This is a genomic window from Qipengyuania mesophila, assembly GCF_019711655.1.
GTDB lineage: Bacteria > Pseudomonadota > Alphaproteobacteria > Sphingomonadales > Sphingomonadaceae > Qipengyuania > Qipengyuania mesophila.
On record NZ_JAIGNU010000001.1, the window covers coordinates 1,594,541 to 1,610,848 of the forward strand.

At 65.4% G+C, this 16,308-nt stretch carries 15 protein-coding genes; 11 read left to right on the forward strand and 4 right to left on the reverse strand.

Translation table 11 applies throughout. From position 1 onward, the window contains the following. Positions 1-13: 13 nt before the first annotated feature. The 7 genes from K3181_RS08030 (at position 14) to K3181_RS08060 (ending at position 10,142) form a co-directional block, all read left to right on the forward strand. Positions 14-694: a M23 family metallopeptidase gene (locus tag K3181_RS08030; protein WP_247714902.1), complete on the forward strand. Its 681-nt coding sequence runs from the start codon at positions 14-16 to the stop codon at positions 692-694. A 156-nt stretch (positions 695-850) separates the two neighbouring features. After that, positions 851-2,398 carry an acyl-CoA synthetase gene (locus tag K3181_RS08035; protein WP_221602476.1) on the forward strand — a complete coding sequence of 516 codons (1,548 nt, stop codon included), beginning with the start codon at positions 851-853 and terminating at the stop codon, positions 2,396-2,398. Continuing rightward, on the forward strand, positions 2,398-3,699 hold the full coding sequence (locus K3181_RS08040; RefSeq protein WP_221602477.1) for a cytochrome P450: 1,302 nt from the start codon (positions 2,398-2,400) through the stop codon (positions 3,697-3,699). Before K3181_RS08035 ends, K3181_RS08040 begins: the two co-directional genes overlap by 1 nt. Before the next feature lie 195 nt (positions 3,700-3,894). After that, a complete protein-coding gene (locus K3181_RS08045) occupies positions 3,895-4,521 on the forward strand; it encodes an OB-fold-containig protein (RefSeq protein WP_221602479.1) in 627 nt (208 codons plus the stop codon). Positions 4,522-4,539: 18 nt separating this feature from the next. Next, positions 4,540-6,258: a flotillin family protein gene (locus K3181_RS08050; RefSeq protein ID WP_247714903.1), complete on the forward strand. Its 1,719-nt coding sequence runs from the start codon at positions 4,540-4,542 to the stop codon at positions 6,256-6,258. Positions 6,259-6,439: 181 nt separating this feature from the next. Continuing rightward, on the forward strand, positions 6,440-7,588 hold the full coding sequence (locus tag K3181_RS08055) for a hypothetical protein (RefSeq protein WP_221602480.1): 1,149 nt from the start codon (positions 6,440-6,442) through the stop codon (positions 7,586-7,588). A gap of 205 nt (positions 7,589-7,793) precedes the next feature. Further along, a complete protein-coding gene (locus tag K3181_RS08060) occupies positions 7,794-10,142 on the forward strand; it encodes a putative bifunctional diguanylate cyclase/phosphodiesterase (protein ID WP_221602481.1) in 2,349 nt (782 codons plus the stop codon). A 13-nt stretch (positions 10,143-10,155) separates the two neighbouring features. Here K3181_RS08060 and galU read toward each other — a convergent pair whose 3' ends face one another. Then, entirely contained in the window at positions 10,156-11,046 is an 891-nt protein-coding gene (galU, locus tag K3181_RS08065; protein WP_221602482.1) for a UTP--glucose-1-phosphate uridylyltransferase GalU, read from the reverse strand. Between the two features lie 124 nt (positions 11,047-11,170). Between galU and murA the strand changes: the two genes are divergently transcribed. Then, a complete protein-coding gene (gene murA, locus K3181_RS08070; protein WP_221602483.1) occupies positions 11,171-12,454 on the forward strand; it encodes a UDP-N-acetylglucosamine 1-carboxyvinyltransferase in 1,284 nt (427 codons plus the stop codon). 68 nt (positions 12,455-12,522) lie between these two features. Further along, positions 12,523-12,744, forward strand: a complete 222-nt coding sequence (locus K3181_RS08075) for a hypothetical protein (RefSeq protein ID WP_221602485.1) — start codon at positions 12,523-12,525, stop codon at positions 12,742-12,744. 18 nt (positions 12,745-12,762) lie between these two features. Here K3181_RS08075 and K3181_RS08080 read toward each other — a convergent pair whose 3' ends face one another. Then, a complete protein-coding gene (locus tag K3181_RS08080; RefSeq protein ID WP_425594540.1) occupies positions 12,763-13,023 on the reverse strand; it encodes a ribbon-helix-helix domain-containing protein in 261 nt (86 codons plus the stop codon). Positions 13,024-13,111: 88 nt separating this feature from the next. On the opposite strand from K3181_RS08080, the gene K3181_RS08085 reads away from it, so the two are divergent. Next, entirely contained in the window at positions 13,112-13,852 is a 741-nt protein-coding gene (locus K3181_RS08085; RefSeq protein WP_221602486.1) for a helix-turn-helix domain-containing protein, read from the forward strand. A 44-nt stretch (positions 13,853-13,896) separates the two neighbouring features. On the opposite strand, the gene phbB is transcribed toward K3181_RS08085, so the two are convergent. Next, positions 13,897-14,622 carry an acetoacetyl-CoA reductase gene (gene phbB, locus K3181_RS08090; RefSeq protein ID WP_221602488.1) on the reverse strand — a complete coding sequence of 242 codons (726 nt, stop codon included), beginning with the start codon at positions 14,620-14,622 and terminating at the stop codon, positions 13,897-13,899. Between the two features lie 116 nt (positions 14,623-14,738). Continuing rightward, positions 14,739-15,503 carry a hypothetical protein gene (locus tag K3181_RS08095; RefSeq protein ID WP_221602489.1) on the reverse strand — a complete coding sequence of 255 codons (765 nt, stop codon included), beginning with the start codon at positions 15,501-15,503 and terminating at the stop codon, positions 14,739-14,741. 338 nt (positions 15,504-15,841) lie between these two features. Between K3181_RS08095 and K3181_RS08100 the strand changes: the two genes are divergently transcribed. After that, positions 15,842-16,288 (forward strand): DUF3576 domain-containing protein, encoded by a 447-nt coding sequence (locus tag K3181_RS08100; RefSeq protein ID WP_221602490.1) that lies wholly within the window; start codon positions 15,842-15,844, stop codon positions 16,286-16,288. Positions 16,289-16,308: the final 20 nt, after the last annotated feature.

The following is a 16,308-nucleotide window of genomic DNA, read 5'->3' on the forward strand; positions in this document are numbered from 1 at the left end:
GGACGGGTTTTGCATGCTCACCAAGCGCATTTCGCTTGCTCTCACCGTGATGGCAGGTTTCGGTATCGCCGCAGCTCCGGCTCAGGCACAGGAAACCAACGCTGCCGCCGCAGTCGGGGCGATCGACATGAGCAAGGTCGCCGCACCGGCACAGGCCGGCGATGACGCTCAGTTCCAGCAGCTTTTCGCCCAATGGGACAAGCTCGACGGTGCGGCTCCGGCTGCGGCGCGGGTTTCGGTTCCTTCGCGCATGCCGCTCGACAACACCCGGCTGACCAGCGATTACGGCATGCGCACGCACCCCGTGCTCGGCGGTCGCCGAAGCCATAAGGGTGTCGACCTGTCCGCGCCCACCGGCACTCCGATTTACGCGACTGCCGACGGCTATGTCAGCAAGGCCGAATGGTTCTCGAGCTACGGCAAGTACGTTTCGATCGAACATGGCGCCCGTCTGCAGACACGTTTCGCGCACATGTCGGACATCGCGGTCGAAGCGGGCACGCGCGTCAAGAAGGGCGACATCATCGGATACGTCGGTTCCACCGGCCGTTCGACCGGCCCGCACCTACACTATGAAGTCCGCATCGACGGCGAAGCGGTCAACCCGGTTCCCTACATGGTCGAATCGGAAGCTCAGCGCGCCTTCGCGCTAGCCATGGGCACCGGCGGGCAGGGCGACGGCGACGACGAATAAGTCCAAACGAACCCGCGGGTTCGGTGAAAAAGGGCAGCGGGAGCGATCCCGCTGCCCTTTTTTCTTGCCCATGGGAGAGGCTGGGGTAGGTTTCTTTGAGAAACCCGATGAGTCCGCGCGAGATGACGGACCGACGGAGAGGAGAGAGGCCAGCCCATGCACCCCATCGCCCATGCGCAGACGCGTCCCGAGCATCCCGCCATCGTCATGGCTGGCAGCGGGGAGACCGTGACTTTCGGCGAGATGGACCGCTACGCCAACCGCTTCGCCCATCTGCTCCGTGTGCGAGGTCTGGGGCGCGGCGACCATTTCGCCGTGCTGATGGAAAACAACGTCCACTATCTTCAGGTCGTGTGGGGCTCGCAGCGCGCGGGCACGATGATGGTGCCGATCTCGACCCGGCTGACCGCGCCCGAAATCGCCTACATCCTCAAGGATGCCGGCGCGAAGTTCCTGCTCACAACACGCAAGTTCGACGACGTGCTCGACGGCATACGCGCCGAATGCCCCGAGCTGCCGCTGCTGATCGTCGGCGGCGAGGGCGAGGAGGATTACGAGGCGGCGCTGGCCGCGCAGCCCGACGAGCCGATCCCCGACCAGGCCCCCGGCCAGTACATGCTCTATTCCTCGGGCACCACCGGCCGACCGAAGGGCGTCAAGCCCGCGCCCCCTGCGGATGACGACATTCAGGCGGTCAATCCGCTGATGGGGCTGGCAGTTATGGGTGCCGGCATGCCCGCCGACGGCAGCATGGTCTATCTCTCGCCCGCGCCGCTCTATCATGCCGCCCCGCTCGGCTGGGGTACCACCGCGCAGCGGCTCGGCGGGACGGTCGTCGTGCTGGAGAAGTTCGAACCCGAACATGCGCTGGCGACGATCGAGAAATACAAGGTCACCGACAGCCAGTGGGTGCCGACGCATTTCGTGCGCATGCTCAAGCTCGATCCCGACGTGCGGACGAAATACGACCTGTCGAGCCACCAGCGAGCGCTGCACGCGGCCGCGCCCTGCCCGGTCCCGATCAAGCGCGCGATGATCGAGTGGTGGGGCCCGATCATCAATGAGTACTACGCCGGCTCCGAAGGCATCGGCATGACGCTGATCAAGGCGGCGGACTGGCTCGATCACCCGGGAAGTGTGGGCAAGGCGATCCACGGCACCCTTCATGTCTGCGACCCCGAGGGCAACGAGGTCCCCGCGGGGCAGGACGGGCTGCTGTTCTTCGAGAACGAGAACATCCCGACCTATCACAACGACCCCGACAAGACGCGCGAGGCGATGCATCCCAAGGGCTGGATGACGCTGGGCGACATCGGCCATGTCGACGAGGACGGCTATCTCTTCCTGACCGACCGCAAGAGCCACATGATCATCTCGGGTGGGGTCAACATCTACCCGCAGGAGATCGAGAACCTGCTCGTCACGCATGACAAGGTGATGGATGCGGCGGTGATCGGCGCGCCCTGCCCCGATTTCGGCGAGAAGGTGGTGGCGGTGGTCCAGCCGATGGACATGGCCGATGCCGGCGAGGCGCTCGAGGCGGAACTCCGCGATTTCCTCGCGCCGAGCCTGTCGAAGATCAAGATGCCCAAGCTGTTCGATTTCCGCCCGCAACTGCCGCGCGAAGCCAATGGCAAGCTCTACAAGCGCGAGCTGCGTGACGAGTACCAGCGCATGGCCGAAGCCGAGACGGAGCAGGCGTGATGGCGACGCGGGAAAAGCCCACGCTCGATCCCGCCGTCGCGCGCGCGGTCATCGACCCGGCCAGCTACGCCGCCTGGGACCCGCTGCTCGACATCTTCGACCGGTTGCGCGAGGAGATGCCGGTCGCCTGGGCGGAGAGCCAGGACGATCACGTACATCCGCCCTTCTGGCTGGTCACGCGCTATGACGACGTGATGCGCATGTCGAAGGACAATGCGACCTTCCTCAACAATCCGCACACGGTGGTCTTCAGCCTCACCGAGGGGATCGAATTCGCCAAGAAGATGACCGGCGGCAGCGAACATCTCGTCGCCAGCCTCGTCACCTTCGACGGGGCGACGCATATGAAATACCGCAAGCTGACGCAGGAATGGTTCATGCCCAAGAACCTGCGCACGGTGGAGGAGGAGATCCGCGGTATTGCCCACGCCGCCGTCGACCGGCTGCTGGAGGGCGGCAACGAGGCCGATTTCGTCAAGGCCGTGTCGGCTCCCTACCCGCTGCATGTGGTGATGCAGATCATGGGCGTGCCCGAGGAAGACGAGCCGCGCATGCTGATGCTCACGCAGCAGCTCTTCGGGGGGCAGGACGACGATCTCAACCAGTCGGGCATCAAGGACCTGCCGCCCGAGGCGATCACCCAGCTGGTGGCGGGGGCGGTGGCCGATTTCGAAGCCTATTTCGCCAAGTTGACGGCCGAGCGCCGCGCCAATCCCACCGCCGACGTCGCCAGCACCATCGCCAATGCGGTGATCGACGGCGAACCCCTCAACGACCGCGACATGATGGGCTATTACATCATCCTCGCAGCGGCGGGGCACGACACCACCAGTGCCAGCACGGCGGGCGCCATGCTCGCGCTGGCGCGCGATCCCGAGCAGTGGGCCAGGGTGAAATCCGACCGTTCGCTGCTCCCCGGCATCGTCGAGGAAGCGATCCGCTGGACCACGCCGGTGCAGCATTTCATGCGCACCGCGGCAGAAGACACCGAGGTGGGCGGGCAGGCGATCGCCAAGGGCGACTGGCTGATGATGAACTATGTCGCCGCCAATCACGACCCGGCGCATTTCGAGAACCCGCGCAAGTTTGACGCCGCGCGCAGCCCCAACCGCCACCTCGCCTTCGGCGCGGGCGCACATCAATGTCTAGGTTTGCATCTCGCGCGGCTCGAGATGCGCATCCTGTTCGAGACTCTGCTTGACCGGATCGAGAGCGTCGAACTGGCGGGCGAACCGGCGCGGAGCAAATCGACCTTCGTCGGCGGGCTGAAGGCGCTGCCGCTGCGCTTTACCGCGGCCTGATCCCGAAGCGACGCAAGACCGTCAAACTCCCGTAATAGTGCGGAGATTCGAACTCGGTTCGTCGCATATTCCTGTCGGTCGATCCCTCCGATCGCTAGATTGACAGTATGGAAAAAGACGCTGGATGCACACTTTTCGACTGCGGTCGGGGAGACGTATCCATTCGCCCTGTATAGCAAGAAGAAAGGAGGGGCGATGACACTATTGGAACCGTACAATCTGCCGTTCGCGGCAGCCCTGGTCTTGGTGGCGGCGCTGTTCGTCATCCAGCTGTTTGGCTTTCTCGATATCGACCTCGATCTCGACGCCGATGCGGATGGCGATGCGGCGATCGGCGCGGGACCGCTGGGCGGCCTGCTGACCTTGCTCGGTCTTGGCCGGGTGCCTCTGACGATCTGGCTGGTGGTCTTCCTGCTCGTCTTCGCCGCGGTCGGCGTGAGCGGGCAACAGCTGGCTCACGGCCTGACCGGAGCGCCGCTCGATCGCTGGCTCGCCGCCGCGCTTGCCGGTGCGGGGGCGCTACCTCTGGCGGCGCTTATCGCCCGGCCGTTGGGAATGATCCTGCCGCAGGACGAGACCACCGCGGTCGATATCGGGACGCTCGTGGGGCGCCGTGGGGTGATTACCGACGGTACCGCCCGCAGCGGTTCGCCCGCCCGCGCCCGCGTCAGGGATCTCCACGGGCAGGACCACTACGTCATGGTCGAGCCGCACGAGGCCGACAGCCACCTCCTCGCCGGCGATGAGGTTCTCCTCGTCCGCCGCGAGGGCAACCAGTTCTACGCGACCGCGCTCGCCGAGCGCCGCCTGTCGCCGCAATAGTTTCTGCAAGGAGTAGCAATGGAAAACCTTACCGATCTTGCCATCATCGTGGGTGGCGGCGTCCTTGGCCTGCTGGTCATCGGCCTGTTCCTCGCCAAGCTCTATCGCCGAGCGTCGAAGGAAGTCGCCTTCGTTCGTACCGGCGTGGGCGGCGAGAAGGTCGTGATGAACGGCGGCGCGCTGGTGCTGCCCGTCTTCCACGAGACCATGCCGGTCAACATGAACACGCTGGTGCTGCCGGTCGTGCGCCGCGATGGCGAGGCGCTGATCACGCTCGACCGCTTGCGCATCGACGTTAAGGCCGAATTCTACGTCCGTGTGCGGCCCGACGCCTCGGCCATCGCGATGGCCGCGCAAACGCTCGGCCAGCGCACGATGCAGCCGGAAATGCTCAAGGACCTCGTCGAGGGCAAGTTCGTCGATGCGCTGCGCAGCGTGGCGGCGGGTATGAGCATGAACGAGCTCCATGAACAGCGTGCGGACTTCGTCCAGAAGGTGCAGCAGGTCTCGTCGAACGACCTCGCGATGAACGGGCTCGAGCTGGAATCGGTCTCGCTCACCGGGCTCGACCAGACCAGCATCGAGCACTTCAACGCCAACAACGCCTTCGACGCCGAGGGCCTGACCAAGCTGACCGAGCAGATCGAGGCGCGCAAGAAGCTGCGCAACGACATCGAGCAGGACACGCGTGTCCAGATGGAGACCAAGAACCTCGAGGCCGATGCCCGCAGTTTCGAGATCGGACGCGACAAGGAATATGCCCGTCTCCAGCAGGAACGCGAGGTCGAAATCCGTCGTGCCGCGCAGGCGTCGGAAATTGCCCGCGAACAGGCCGAGCGCAGCCGCGAGGCCGATGCGGCGCGGATCGAAGCCAAGAAGCAGGTCGATGCGCAGCAAATCGAAGCCGACCGGCTCGTCGAGGAAGCGCGCATCGACCAGCAGCGCGCGCTCGAAATCGCCCGGCAGGAACAGCAGATCGCGGTGCAGAACAAGAGCCGCGAGGAAAGCCAGGCCAAGGCCGAGGCCGATGCCGCCCGCGCCAAGGCGGTCGCTGCCGAGGAACAGGTCTCGACCAGCCGCGAGACCGAGATTGCCGAGCGTATGAAGCGCATCGAGCTGATCGAGGCATCGAAGCAGGCCGAGCGCGACGCGATCAAGATCCGCGTCGATGCCGAGGCGGAAAGGGACGCCGCGTCGAACCGCGCCGAAGCCGCGCGCCGCGAGGCCGAGGGCGAGGCCGAGGCCGAGAAGCTGCGGGCCGACGCCGCGCGTGTCCGCTTCGAGGTCGAGGCGGCTGGCCAAAAGGCGATCAACGAGGCGGCAAACCTGCTGTCGTCGGACCAGATCAGCCTGCAGACCAAGCTGGCGCTGCTCAAGGTCCTGCCCGAAGTCATTCGCGAGAGCGCCAAGCCGATGGAGGCGATCGATTCGATCAAGATCGTCCAGGTCGATGGACTCACCAACGGTGGCGGCAAGGGCGGCGCGTCTTCAGGTGCCGGCGGGTCGGGCAATCTCGCAACCGACGCGGTTAGCGCCGCGCTGGCTTATCGCGCGCAGGCACCCGTGCTCGACGGCCTGATGAAGGAGCTCGGACTCGACGGGTCGTCGCTCGATGGCCTGCTCAAGCACGCGACGCCAGGCCCCCAGGCGGCGGCGCCTGCGGACCTTACGGAGGAAGCGCCTGCGGAACCACCCATCGAACCGTCCGTACCTGCCCCAGTGGCCGAAGGCGGCTGAGCGCCTGCCAGGCAGGTCCGGCTGGCAGAACAGGCTGGGAAGGCCATACAAGCCTCCCAGCCTGAACATGGCGCTCATCGGCGGTTTATGCTCGGCTCGGTAGAGCTGGCACGAATGCGAAGCCAATCCTTGCGCGGTCCGGCGGGGTGCCGGTCCGCGTCCCGCAAGTAGAGAGTGCCCGATGCCCCATCCTGTCGCCCGTAGAACCGTCCTTGCCGCGCTTGCCGGCGGTAGCGCCGCGGTGGCATGGTCCGCAGCGGGAAGCGTTCCGTCGCTCGGCGACCCGTCGCGCAGGATGTCGTCGTTCGGCAAGGACGCTGTGGCGCTCCAGCAGGCGTTCGACTGGGCCCACGCCAGCATGGGCACTCTGGTGCTCGATACCGAGGTCGTGGTCGATCGCCCCGTGTTCATGGGCAACCTGCGCCTGGTCGACTCGGGCGGGCGGATCCTCATCCTGGCCGACGAGAATTTCCAGCATTTGACCGAAGCGCCCGGGGCCAATTGGGCCGCCATCAACATGCGCTCGGCGCCGGCCAATCCGGTCTATGGTGAAGCCCTCGATACGCAGTATCTGGTGAAGATCGATCCGGGATGCCGCATCGACTTCCTGCGCACCGTCAAAGGCCAGCCGCGATACCCTATTCGCTTTATCGGGCTTAAGGAGGGATCCTACCTTTATCCGGTATTCACCGCCCGCTCGACGGTCGATGGCGATTTCAACGGACCCGACTGGCAATTCTATAACCGCTGCCGGATCGGCGGCAGCTACAGCCTGACCTACGACAAGGGCAATCCGACCGGGGGCTTCTTCCTGCGCGACATGGATACCCAGAAGATGGGAGCGGCGTATTATTCCGACTTCGAACTCGACGATCCGGTGTTCAGCAAGTTCGGCGGGCGCGGGGAATGCGTCGCGATCTTCACCACCTATACCCAGCCCGGCCACCTGCGGTGCCGGGGCAACATCACCGTCGCCAATTCGGATGGCATCGGCTTTTCGATTCTCAACCGATCGAAGGCCTCACGCGACGATTTCCGGGTATCGCTGGGGAGGGTCACGGTGACGACGACCGTCCGCAACAACCAGACCGCGATCCGCATCGACGACGACTTCGCCACCATCGAAGATCTCGACGTCACGGTCACCGGCGCGACGCCGGATACCAGGCGGGCATCGGTCATTCACTGCCTGAACCGGTCCGGCACGCAAGCAACGCCGCAGCTGGGGAGGGCCCGCCTGGTCATCGACTCCGCAGTGGAACGCGACGTCCACCGCCTCCTCGATCTGCGCGGGCGGTGCGCTATCGGGCAGATGGTCAGGGGTAACTGACGCCGCGCAGCCGAGTGTTCAGCTCGGCACCTATCTCGTTGCGTTCGAGTGCCAGCGCCGGCCCCGCTCCGACGAAGCCGCTTGTGGCGGCGCCAGATCGATGCCGAGTGGCGTGAGCAACCCTGCGCCACATCGTAGATTCACGTATCCCGCAGACCACGCTCTTTAACGCCGTTGTGGCAGGAGATGGCACAGGGATACCACAATGAACCCAGCCGGAACTTCCAACCTGGGACTGGAAGATCGTCTGCTGATCCGCCAGATGTCCGACTTCATCTCGAACGTTCGCAGTGCGGCGGCCGGGACACTGCTCAGTGCGCTCATCGTCATTCCTCTCTTGGCCAGGGCCGAGCAGGCCGTATTCTGGGCTGTCTGGGTGCCCGTCCTGCTGCTTCTCGACGGACTGCGCGTCATACAGACCTTCGAGTTCGACAAGACATCGAACGATCCCGCCTACATCCAGCGCAACGTCCGCTACGCCACGGGCCTCGCGATGGGGTGCGGCGCCCATTGGGGGATCGCTTTCGTGGTGCTGTGGCAGAATGCGCGGTCGCCCGGCGAATTCCTGACCCTGTGCGTATTGGCCGCCGGGATCATGTCGTCGTCATTGCTGCAATACCGACACCTGAAGCCTGCGGGATTGGCGCTGATGCTGGCCTGCATGCTGGCCGGGACCGGAATCGCCTTCTTCTATCCGCCGACACTGGCCGTTCCTACCGTGCTGCTGGTCTGGCTGCATGGCATCATCGTGCTGCGCGGCGTCAGCGATCATGCCCGCTTCTATCGCGAGCGCTTGATCGAGGAAATCGAGCTCGAGCGATCCGAACAGACCGTCCGTCTGCTGTTGCACGAATATGAGGCATCGGCGTCCGACTGGCTGTTCGAAACCAATCCCGCAGGCCGGTTTCTGGAGATTTCGGAGCGGTTTGCCGAAGCCGCCGGCAGGTCGCCGGACGAACTGAGGAAAACGGGACTGCTGGACCTGTTCGCGCGCGGTGCGGAGCGCAGGGAACTTGCCCAGATGATCGAGGCTCAGCAGACCTTTCGCAACCACGTGCTGCCGGTTGCCGGCAAGGGCCGGAAAACATGGTGGTCGGTGTCGGCCAAGCCGCTGAACGACGGGTCGATCCGCGGCGTGATGAGCGACGTATCGGCTGAGGTCATCGCCGAACAGCGCCTGTCGCGCATGGCGCGCAACGACACGCTGACAGGTTTGGCCAACCGCTTGCGCTTCAACGAGAACCTCGCGCAGTCCGTGTCTAGGCCGGGTGCCGGGCGCACCCTGATGTTCATCGATCTCGACAAGTTCAAGATCGTGAACGACACTTTGGGTCACGACACGGGTGACGACCTGCTGGTCGCTGCCGCGCGTCGCATGACCAGCGAGTGCGGCAGGGGTGACTTGCCGGTCCGCATGGGGGGCGACGAATTCGCAATCCTCTGCGCCCCCAAGTCGACGCCCGGGGAAGCGCGCGATCTTGCAGACCGTTTGATCCGGCGTCTTGCCGATCCGTTCCGGCTTGGGGGCAAGGTGATCAGGGTATCCGCCAGCATCGGGATCGCGCATGTCGACGACGAGCCACCCGAACCCGAAGAACTGATGCGGCAGGCGGACCTCGCCCTCTATGCCGCCAAGCAGAAGGGGCGCGGGCTCTGGCAGGAATACAACGCGGAATTGCAGGCGATGGAGCGCAAGCGTCGCGGACTCGAGCTCGATCTCCGGCAGGCGCTCGCCGAAGATCAATTCTCCCTAGCGTTCCAGCCGCAGATCGATTTCGCCACCGGGGAACCGACCGGCATGGAGGCTCTGCTGCGCTGGAATCATCCGGAGCACGGCTTGGTCATGCCGGACGAATTCATCGGGCTCGCCGAGGAATCCGGCCTGCTCGTCGCGATCGGGGAATGGGTCGCCAACGAGGCGATTCGCACCGCCGCGAAATGGGAGCGGCCGCTGACAATCGCGCTGAATCTCTCACCGGTACAGATCCGCTCGGACGGCTTCGTCGAGGTGCTGACCCGGGCGATCGCCGTCAGCGGGATCGCACCCAGTCGCGTCGAATTGGAGATTACCGAAACCGCACTGCTGCACGATACGGACGAGAACGTGCGCACCCTGCACCGGCTTCGCGCGCTCGGCGTGCGGATCGCCCTCGACGATTTCGGGACCGGCTATTCATCGCTCAATTACCTGCGCAGCTTCCCCTTCGACACGATCAAGATCGACCGGTGTTTCGTCATGGACTTGCTGGAGCGCCCCGACTGCCAGGCGATCATCCGGGCAACGATCAACCTGGCGCAGGAACTGGACATGGAGACGGTCGCCGAGGGGATCGAGACGGCGGACCAGTTCGAGTGGCTCGGGGAGATCGGTTGCACCGCAGGGCAGGGGTATTACATCTCGCGACCCATCGCGTGCGGCGAGCAGGTCGAAGGTGTGGCCAGGCGAGAGACGACGCTGCAGCTCGATAGATTTGCGCCGTCGGCTGGAGGCAGCGTTCGGTCGGGCCAGTTCGGGATGAATGCGGTCGGCACGGCGATGGCCTATCGCGCCTAGGCGCTGGTTTAGGTCAGGCTTCCAGCATCCGTTGCATGATGGCGCGTACCTCGGCGCCCATGTCCTTGCGTTCGAGTGCCAGCGCCAGCGTGGCTTCGACGAAGCCGGTCTTGCTGCCGCAGTCGAAGCGGCGACCGCTGAAAGTAACCGCGTGGAAGGGCTGGTTGCCGATCATCTTGGCCATGGCGTCGGTGAGCTGGATTTCGCCGCCCGCGCCCTTTTCCTGGTCCTCGAGCACGCGCATGACCTCGGGCTGGAGGATGTAGCGGCCCGAGATGATCTTGTTCGAGGGCGCCTTGTCGACGGGCGGCTTCTCGACGAGGCCGGTGACCTCGGTGAGGGCGTCGCTCTTGGCCGCGCCGGGTGCGATGACGCCATAGCTCGACACTTCTTCCTGCGGCACTTCGAGCACCGAGATCAGGTTCCCGCCGACCTCGTTGTAGGCCTCGACCATCTGCTTCATGCAGCCCGTTCCGCCACTCTTGGCGGCGACCATCAGTTCGTCGGGCAGGAGGATGGCAAAGGGTTCGTCGCCGACGATCGCCCGCGCACACCAGATCGCGTGGCCGAGGCCCAGCGGGACCTGCTGGCGCACGGTGATGATGTCGCCCGGCGTTGCCCGCGTGGGTTCGAGCACGTCGAGGTTTTTGCCGCGCTCCTCCATCGTGTGTTCGAGTTCGTAGGCGACGTCGAAATGCTCGACGATGGCGGTCTTGCCGCGCCCGGTGACGAAGATGATCTGCTCGATTCCCGCCTCGCGCGCCTCGTCCACCGCATACTGGATCAGCGGGCGGTCGACGATCGGGAGCAGCTCCTTGGGGATCGCCTTGGTCGCGGGGAGGAAGCGCGTGCCCAGTCCGGCGACGGGAAAGACGGCTTTTTTGATCGGCTTGTGCTGGGTCATCGTGTCTCGCGGTACGTCCGGCGCCGGAACAGGTCAATCTTTCGGCGGTTGGGAAGCCATTGGACGGGCCCGGTGACACATGCATGACGCTTGCCAGCCCGTCGCGCGTGGCTAAAGGCAGGGCATGGACAAGCTCATCATTCGTGGCGGCAATCGCCTTTCGGGGACGATTCCCATTTCGGGCGCAAAGAACGCCGCGCTCACCCTCATTCCCTGCGCACTGCTGACCGAAGAGCCGGTGACGCTGCGCAACCTCCCGCGTCTCGCCGACATCGACGGCTTCCAGCACCTGATGGGCCAGTTCGGTGTGGCGCACACGATCCAGGGCCACCGGCCCGAGGATTTCGGGCGCGTGGTCACGCTTGAGGCGACGCGGCTGACCAGCTCGGTCGCACCCTACGACCTGGTGCGCAAGATGCGCGCCTCGATCCTCGTGCTCGGCCCTCTGCTCGCGCGCACCGGCGAGGCGACCGTGTCGCTGCCCGGCGGCTGCGCGATCGGCAACCGCCCGATCGACCTCCATCTCAAGGCGCTCGAAGCCTTCGGAGCGCATATCGAGCTCGCTGCAGGCTATGTGAAGGCCACCGCGCCAGGCGGCGGCCTGCCCGGCGGCGAATTCGATTTCCCCGTGGTTTCGGTCGGCGCGACCGAGAATGCGCTGATGGCGGCGGTGCTGTGCAAGGGCACCAGCAGGCTGATCAACGCCGCGCGCGAGCCCGAGATCGTCGACCTGTGCAACCTCCTCGTCGCCATGGGCGCCGAGATCGAGGGCATCGGCACGTCGGAACTCACGATCCACGGCGTCAGGCGGCTCCACGGCGCGACCTACCGCGTGATGCCCGACCGGATCGAGGCCGGATCCTACGCCTGTGCCGCGGCGATTACCGGCGGCGAAGTCCGCCTCGAAGGCGCCAAGGCCGACGACATGGGCTCGACCATCCATGCACTGCGCAACATCGGCGTCGAGGTCGAAAGCGACAAGCACGGGATCGACGTCGCGGCGCGCGGTTCGCTCAAGGCGCACAACCTCACCACCGCGCCCTTCCCCGGCCTCGCCACCGATATGCAGGCGCAGCTGATGAGCCTGCTGGCCCGCGCCGAGGGGACCAGCGTGCTCAAGGAAACGATTTTCGAGAACCGCTTCATGCACGTTCCCGAACTTGCGCGCATGGGGGCGGATATCGAAACCGAGGGCCGCACCGCGATCGTCCGCGGTCCGGTCGAGCTCACCGGTGCGGAAGTGATGGCGACCGATCTGCGTGCGTCGATGAGCCTCGTGATCGCGGGTCTCGCGGCCGAAGGCGAGACCACCGTGCGCCGCCTCTATCACCTCGACCGCGGCTACGAGCGGCTGGAAGAAAAGCTCCAGCTGGTCGGTGCGGACATCGAACGGGTGGGCGACGACTAGGGGCCTGCGGGCGGACCTTTCGGGCCCGACATGCGTTGGTCGGGCAAGAGACGAAAGGAGTTCGCCCCATGCTACTCAAGCTACTTGCACTCGGCGGTCTCGGCTATGCCGGCTATCGCTATTACGAGAAGAACAAGTCCCAGCCCGCCTTCGCCGCCAACCAGGGCGATGCCGCGGTCCGCGACGCGGGCCCCGGCGCGATGCGCGACAAGCCCGACGGCGACTGGAGCAAGACCGACGAGGCCAGCGACGAAAGCTTCCCGGCGAGCGATCCGCCCGCCAACTACTGAGCAGGCAGGCCCGATGCCCTAGTGAGCGGCTGGAGCGATCCAGCCGCTCTTTTCACGCGAGACCAGCCAGATGCGGATCGCACCGGCCAGTCCGGGCGGGGTTTCGGCTGTGATCCGTTCGGCGTCGATCTCGGCGACCAGCGCATTGATCGATTGCCCACGCGCCGCGGCGGCGGCGCACAGCTTGTCCCAGAACAGGGGCTCGAGGCTGATCGATGTGCGGTGTCCGTCGATCCGGACAGAGTACTTCTTGGGGGGGTGGTAGGGGGGCATTTCCATAAGTCGCGCGCCCTACATCGCTCGCGCCCGCGGCTCTACGATTTTTTTGGGGTGTGCGATGAACCGTGCCGCACGTAGGTAATCCGGCATGGCCGACGCCTATGACACGCTGACCGAAAAGGAGAAGGAAACGCTGCGACTCATGGTCCGCGGCCACGACGCCAAGTCGGCGGCGGCCGAGCTGGATTTGTCGGTGCATAAGATCAACGAGCGCCTGCGCGCGGTGCGGCGCAAGCTCGAGGTGACGAGCAGCCGCGAGGCAGCGCGCCTGCTGCTCGAGAGCGAGGGCGGCGCCTACGAAAATCTTGCGGACAAGGAATTGGGGGATGCCGGCGCGCAGCAAAGGACTGACGATGACCGGGCAACGGCAGGCACGTCCGTCCGCCGTCCGATTGTTGCAGGAGTTCTCATCATGCTCACCCTCGCCGCCGTACTGGTGCTTGCTGCGACCAGCGCCACGCACGAACCGCCCGTCGACACTCCTCCCGAAGAGGTCGCCCGCGACCATGCGAATGAAGACGCGGCGCGGGCATGGCTCGCATTGACCGATGCGCATGACTGGGAAGCCAGCTATGCGGCAACTGGGAGCCAGTTCCGCGATCTCAACACGCTCGATGTTTGGATGAAGGCCTCGCAAGAGGCCCGTGCTCCGCTCGGCGCGGTTCTGTCACGCGAGGCGATCGGCTATCGCGATGTGCACGCGCCTCCTCTTGGGTATGGCGAGGTCCAGTTCCGCACCGACTTCGCTACTCGCAAGGGTGTTGTCGAAACGGTGACGCTCGAACGTGAAGGCGATGATCTGCGCGTGGTCGCTTATATTATCGACTGATTGGGCGGCAAGTCCGGCTGCGCGTCCGCCGCCGGGCCCCCCCGTCAATACATGTGCTGGCCTCCGTTAATGCTCATGGTCGAGCCGGTGACGAATGCGGCATGCTCGGAGCACAGGAAGCTGACCCCGCGGGCGATCTCGCTCGCCTTGCCCAGGCGACCGACGGGGATCTTGGCGACAATCTTCTCGAGCACCGGTTCGGGCACAGCGGCGACCATGTCGGTGTCGATATAGCCCGGGGCGATGGCGTTGACGGTGATGCCGAAGCGCGCACCTTCCTGCGCCAGCGCCTTCGTGAAGCCGTGGATGCCGCTCTTGGCCGCGGCATAGTTGACCTGGCCATATTGTCCTGCCTGGCCATTGATCGAACCGATGTTGACGATCCGGCCCCAGCCGCGCTCCTTCATGCCGGCGAAGGTTGCCTTGGCCATGTTGAAGCACCCGCCGAGATTGGTGCGCATGACGGCATCCCAATCTTCGTAGCTCATCTTCAGGAGGGTGCCGTCGCGGGTGATCCCGGCATTGTTGACCACCACGTCGATTGCCCCGTGCTCCTGCTCGACCGTCTTGCACGCCTCTTGCACGGCGTCGAAGTCCCCGACATCGAACTTGATCGTAGGAATACCAGTCTCGTCGGAGAACTTTCGCCCCGCATCGTCATTGCCGGCGTAGTTCGCGACGACCGTGAACCCGCGCTCGTCGCGCAGTCGTTCGCAGATGGCGCGGCCGATCCCGCGCGTGCCCCCGGTTACGATGGCAACACGTCCCATAGGTGATTCTCCCAAGCTTTCCGTAGCGTCTCCAGCAACCTAGGCGCGGCACGCGGCGCACGCCAAGTCCTTTCGCCGATCGGGGCGAGGGCACAGTGGTATTCTTTCGGAAAAGGTTAGAAGCTGACCCGCGTGCCGACGTAGACGGCCTGGTCGTCTTCGACCCCGTCGGTCAGCGGAGCCAGCCGATTGCTGTCCTTGGACACGCGGACACCGGCGGTGACGTTCACATTGCCGACCACGCGATAGGAGGTGCTCAGGTCGAGGGTCTGGCTTCCCGCCCCGCCGAGCGTACGCGGCGAGCGACCGGCGTTTTCTTCCTTCTCGAGCGCCAGGCGCGAGCCGAAGCGGCTCGGTTTCTCGGCCTTCTCGGCCTTTTCGGGCGCGAAACTCGCGAGATCGGGCATGCCCATGTCGCGCAGGCCGACCGAAACGGCGGTTTCCTTGGTCGGCTGGGCGAAGCTCTGGTAGCCGCGCGCCACGCCGAGATTGTAGCTTGTCGGGCTGATCGCGAGAATGCGTTCGCGGCTGTCGGAAGTGCCGGTGGCGTCGAGCGCAGTGCGGACCGAGATCGCGCGGGCGGTGGCATCGTCGACCCGGACCGCGACGGTCACGGTGCGATCCTTCGACAACGGCGACTTGTTCGCCGGGGTAAAGCGCAAGCCATCCTCGCCGATCACGGCGGCGACGCGGGCGGCGAGCCGCGCATCGACCTTCGGCGGAGTGAAGGGCAGGTAAGAAACGGTTTCGGGCAGTTCCGCCGCGGAGCCGGTCTCGACCACCGCGAGGCCGGCGACGGGAATCGACAGCGCCAGACCGGCAACAGCCAGCGCCGCGGGAGCGAACCGCGCCTTGCCCTGACTTTTGACCGAACGTGCCATCGCTAACCCGCTTCCCTTATCCCTTCCCGACTCCAAGCCACAGATCCGCTGAACGGTTCCTGACTTTCCCCTCTTGCGTGGGGCGAGTCCCTTTCTTCTTGCAGGCCAGACTAGCACCCGTTCGGCACAGGGCCAGCTTTTCCACAGGCGCTCCGGCAATTGGCCGCAAGGTGTTGCCAAGTTTCCACAAGCTGAGAGCCGTGGCGCTGGCGGCCCGCGCGGGATTAAGCCCGCATTCACCCTCGAAAGGCTGTGTGCGGCCTTGTGGGCCCAACGCCTTGCTCCGCAGCGTGCAGGCATTATAGAGCCTTGAAACCCGCAGGATACCAAGGACCGACATGAGCGCTCTCGCAAACCTCCGCCGACCCGCAACCATTGCCGTGGCGATCGCTGCAACGCTCGGCCTTTCGGCCTGCGGCGGGCGCGAGCGGCCCAAGGCGGATCTCGCGGCGGCGCAGGTCACCACCATCGGCGTCAATTCCTATCTCTGGCGCGCCGCGCTCGAAGCGGTCAGCTTCGCTCCGCTGCTCCAGGCCGACAGCAATGGCGGGGTGATCGTCACCGACTGGTACGCCAATCCCAGCAATCCGGGCGAGCGGGTGAAGATGACCGTGACGATCCTCGATTCGGACCTGCGCGCCGACGCGCTGCGCGTCGCCGCCAGTCGCCAGGTCAGCCAGGGCGGGACCTGGGTCGATGCCCCGGTCCAGGCAGCCACGGTGCAGAAGCTGGAAGACATCATCCTGACCAAGGCACGCGAACTGCGCCGCCAGGCGGTTGGCTGATCGCCCGCGAGGGCGCCCGG

Coding starts and splice junctions, on each gene's coding strand:
- K3181_RS08085 (WP_221602486.1), top strand. CDS start 13,112: ATGGCCGACGCCTATGACACGCTGACCGAAAAGGAGAAGGAAACGCTG.
- K3181_RS08030 (WP_247714902.1), top strand. CDS start 14: ATGCTCACCAAGCGCATTTCGCTTGCTCTCACCGTGATGGCAGGTTTC.
- K3181_RS08100 (WP_221602490.1), top strand. CDS start 15,842: ATGAGCGCTCTCGCAAACCTCCGCCGACCCGCAACCATTGCCGTGGCG.
- phbB (WP_221602488.1), bottom strand. CDS start 14,622: ATGGGACGTGTTGCCATCGTAACCGGGGGCACGCGCGGGATCGGCCGC.
- K3181_RS08050 (WP_247714903.1), top strand. CDS start 4,540: ATGGAAAACCTTACCGATCTTGCCATCATCGTGGGTGGCGGCGTCCTT.
- K3181_RS08035 (WP_221602476.1), top strand. CDS start 851: ATGCACCCCATCGCCCATGCGCAGACGCGTCCCGAGCATCCCGCCATC.
- K3181_RS08075 (WP_221602485.1), top strand. CDS start 12,523: ATGCTACTCAAGCTACTTGCACTCGGCGGTCTCGGCTATGCCGGCTAT.
- galU (WP_221602482.1), bottom strand. CDS start 11,046: ATGACCCAGCACAAGCCGATCAAAAAAGCCGTCTTTCCCGTCGCCGGA.
- murA (WP_221602483.1), top strand. CDS start 11,171: ATGGACAAGCTCATCATTCGTGGCGGCAATCGCCTTTCGGGGACGATT.
- K3181_RS08040 (WP_221602477.1), top strand. CDS start 2,398: ATGGCGACGCGGGAAAAGCCCACGCTCGATCCCGCCGTCGCGCGCGCG.
- K3181_RS08045 (WP_221602479.1), top strand. CDS start 3,895: ATGACACTATTGGAACCGTACAATCTGCCGTTCGCGGCAGCCCTGGTC.
- K3181_RS08055 (WP_221602480.1), top strand. CDS start 6,440: ATGCCCCATCCTGTCGCCCGTAGAACCGTCCTTGCCGCGCTTGCCGGC.
- K3181_RS08060 (WP_221602481.1), top strand. CDS start 7,794: ATGAACCCAGCCGGAACTTCCAACCTGGGACTGGAAGATCGTCTGCTG.
- K3181_RS08095 (WP_221602489.1), bottom strand. CDS start 15,503: ATGGCACGTTCGGTCAAAAGTCAGGGCAAGGCGCGGTTCGCTCCCGCG.
- K3181_RS08080 (WP_425594540.1), bottom strand. CDS start 13,023: ATGGAAATGCCCCCCTACCACCCCCCCAAGAAGTACTCTGTCCGGATC.